The organism is Thermovirga lienii, from assembly GCF_036847465.1.
GTDB classification, from domain to species: domain Bacteria; phylum Synergistota; class Synergistia; order Synergistales; family Thermovirgaceae; genus Thermovirga; species Thermovirga lienii.
The window spans coordinates 1-2,769 of record NZ_DAITZW010000073.1 but is presented as its reverse complement, the minus strand read 5'-3'; the positions used below and the strand labels follow the sequence as shown (position 1 = coordinate 2,769).

Annotated in this window: 2 protein-coding genes and 1 pseudogene; 1 reads left to right on the top strand and 2 read right to left on the bottom strand. The window is 49.3% G+C overall.

Annotated elements, in window-relative coordinates:
• The coding region (locus tag V7Z69_RS09720) for a TRAP transporter permease (RefSeq protein WP_334139786.1) at positions 1–1,583 on the bottom strand (1,583 nt) is incomplete at its 3' end.
• Between the two features lie 57 nt (positions 1,584–1,640).
• On the opposite strand from V7Z69_RS09720, the gene V7Z69_RS09715 reads away from it, so the two are divergent.
• Positions 1,641–1,868 (top strand): hypothetical protein, encoded by a 228-nt coding sequence (locus V7Z69_RS09715; RefSeq protein WP_334139785.1) that lies wholly within the window; start codon positions 1,641–1,643, stop codon positions 1,866–1,868.
• A 44-nt stretch (positions 1,869–1,912) separates the two neighbouring features.
• Here V7Z69_RS09715 and V7Z69_RS09710 read toward each other — a convergent pair.
• Positions 1,913–2,701 (bottom strand): annotated as a pseudogene (locus V7Z69_RS09710) (TAXI family TRAP transporter solute-binding subunit); the annotation flags it as partial.
• Positions 2,702–2,769 lie beyond the last annotated feature (68 nt).

Here is a 2,769-nt window from a genome sequence, read left to right as displayed (position 1 = left end):
CCAAGGGGACTTACCATCCCTATGCCTATAACAGCAAAAAGAACCCTTTCCCATACAGGCATGTTTGTCTTCAAGATACCAATAATGCCCACTGATAACGAGAACACACCAACCAAAGCCATGGATACAGTAAAAAGGTACGCTTTCAATGAGGCATCAACTAACAACAGGGCGTTGTTGTAAACAAATAGGTACGGCAAAAGTAACCCCGAAAGGGCCAAACCAAACCCGTGGATGGCAACCCTCATTGGCTTGGCTCCCGCAAGCCCCGCTGCCGTATAGCTGGTAAGGGCAACTGGCGGTACGACAGCAGACATAGTGCCATAATAGAAAGCAAAGAAGTGGGCAGCTATGGGAGTCACACCCATCTGCTGGAGCGCTGGAGCAGCAATGGTAGCCGTTATTATGTAACAAGCCGTTGCAGGAAGGCCCATTCCCAACACCAAAGCAGCAAACATGCACAAAATCAGAGCAGCCCACAATTTACCACCGGAGAACATTATTATGTTAAGAGCCACAATTTGGCCCACTCCAGTCATGCCAACGGAGCCAACTATAAAACCTACCACTCCACATGCTATCCCCACTGGAGCTGCGCTACGAGCTCCTAGATCAAGAGCGTTTATGAAATCCCTCAGTGACATTCTTGTCTCTTTGCGCAAGAACGACAACACTATGACCGACACCAACCCTAAAAAGGCTGAGAACAGAGGTGTGTATCCTGCAAGCAAGAAATATATTATGAGGCCAAGAGGAATCATCATGTGCCCTCTCTTCAGAAGGGTTTCCTTCAACGGGGGAATTTCATTGGCACTCAGCCCCTTCAACCCTCGTTTCTTCGCTCTGAGATCCACCATGAACATTATGGCCAGATAATAAAGTATTGCAGGAGTTGCGCCTGCCAACATTATCTTAGCGTAAGGGACCCCAAGAAAGGTGCTCATGATGAACGCAGCAGCTCCCATTATGGGAGGCATAAGGATACCTCCGGTGCTCGCTGCTGCTTCTACGGCTCCTGCGAAATGGGGAGCATACCCTACTCGCTTCATCAAAGGTATGGTTATCGCCCCCGTGGTTGCCACGTTCGCTTGGGCACTGCCTGAGATGCTGCCCATCAGAGCAGAGGCGACCACTGCCACCTTAGCAGGCCCCCCTCTGTATTTGCCGGCGAGCGCCAGGGAGAAATCGTTGAAGAAGTCGCTGGTCTTGGTGGCTGCAAGAAACGCTCCGAACAAGATGAACATGAAAACGTAGGTTGAGGAAACCATCAGGGAGACACCGTAGATACCCTCGTCAGTTAGGCCCATTCTTATTATTATTCTCTCCCAGCTGAAACCTTGATGGGCAAAAAGTCCCGGGAAATACGGACCAAACTTAGTATATAAAACAAAGATTATGCTCAATATGGTCAAAGGAAGCCCAACTGCCCTCCTACTGGCCTCTATCAACAAGAGCATGGTCACCGTCGCCATGGCCAAATCGGCAATCCCAACGTTCAAGTGAGCCGCCAAAATCCTGTCGTACTGGGTAAGAATGTAAAAAGCCCCCGTAAGGGCCAAAGCGGCAAAAATCCAGTCCAGCACACTGGGCCTGTCCTTGGGAGATTTGGCTGTGGCTGGATAGTATAGGAAGACAATGGCATGACGGTACCTAAATGTATGGCATTCATCTTTATGGCCATCAAAAGGCCAAAACTATTCATCCATGCATGGATCAAAGATGTACCCACGGTCAAAATCAGGGCAATAAGGCCAATTTTCCCTGCAAATTGGCGAGTTGGAATGTGCTCTCCCTTAGGGATCAACTTCTTGATGAACTCCATGAATCTACCTCTCCATCCTTTAAGATTAAAAAGGCCGGCAGCATAAAACTACATACATGCCGGCCAAACCATAACTGCATCTTGCAGTTATTATTTCATTTCAGGCGGAAGCAACTCTTCGGGGATATTCAAGCCCTTCTCCTTGAAGAATTTGACCGCTCCTGGATGCAGCGGGGCACCATAAAGCCCTGCCAGGGGGTTCTCGAAATCAACCTTGTAGAAGACCGCGTGCTCCTTAAGCAGATCCTCTCTATCCTCGTATATGACCTTGAGGGCGTTATACACTACTTCCTCTTTCACGTCGGGATGAGCTAGAAGGGCACACTTTACGCCAACCAAGGGAAGATCCTTGTCCTGCTTAGGATAGGTGCCTGCTGGTACGGTTACAGGAGCATACCAAGGAGCAGCCTCAAAGAGCTTCTTTTTAGCCTCGTCGTCGAAAATGAGCATATCAACTTCTGTCTTACCTGCATAAAGTTCGGTCACCGCGGACGTGGGGTATCCAGCCTCAAGGAGAGCTGCATCTATACGACCGTTCTGCAAGGCCTGAGAAGCTTCGCTGTATCCCAGGTACTCAGGGGTTATATCGTCAAAGGTCAATCCTGCAACAGCTTTGAGAATTGTTCGGGTGCTGAACTCCGTACCTGACGCAGCCGGTCCTACCGCTATCTTCTTTCCTTTGAGATCGCTCCATCCCTTGATTCCGGAGGACTTTGCATATACGAACTGAGACACCTCAGGCCACAACCCTATGACGTAGCGGAGGTTGGGATTGGGTTTTCCCTCATATCTGTTGGTTCCGGTGTATGCGAATCCCGTGAGGTTACACATGGCTATGGCCATCTGGGCTTCGCTTTTCTTCAACATGTCAAGGTTCTCTGTGGTCCCACCGTGTAGATGAGCCTATATTTCGTTCCGTCTACTTTGGTAAAGTGAAAGAGATAATG

What these genes read in the sequence shown, in the direction of transcription:
- V7Z69_RS09715 (WP_334139785.1), top strand. Translation starts at nt 1,641, where the DNA reads ATGACGGTACCTAAATGTATGGCATTCATCTTTATGGCCATCAAAAGG.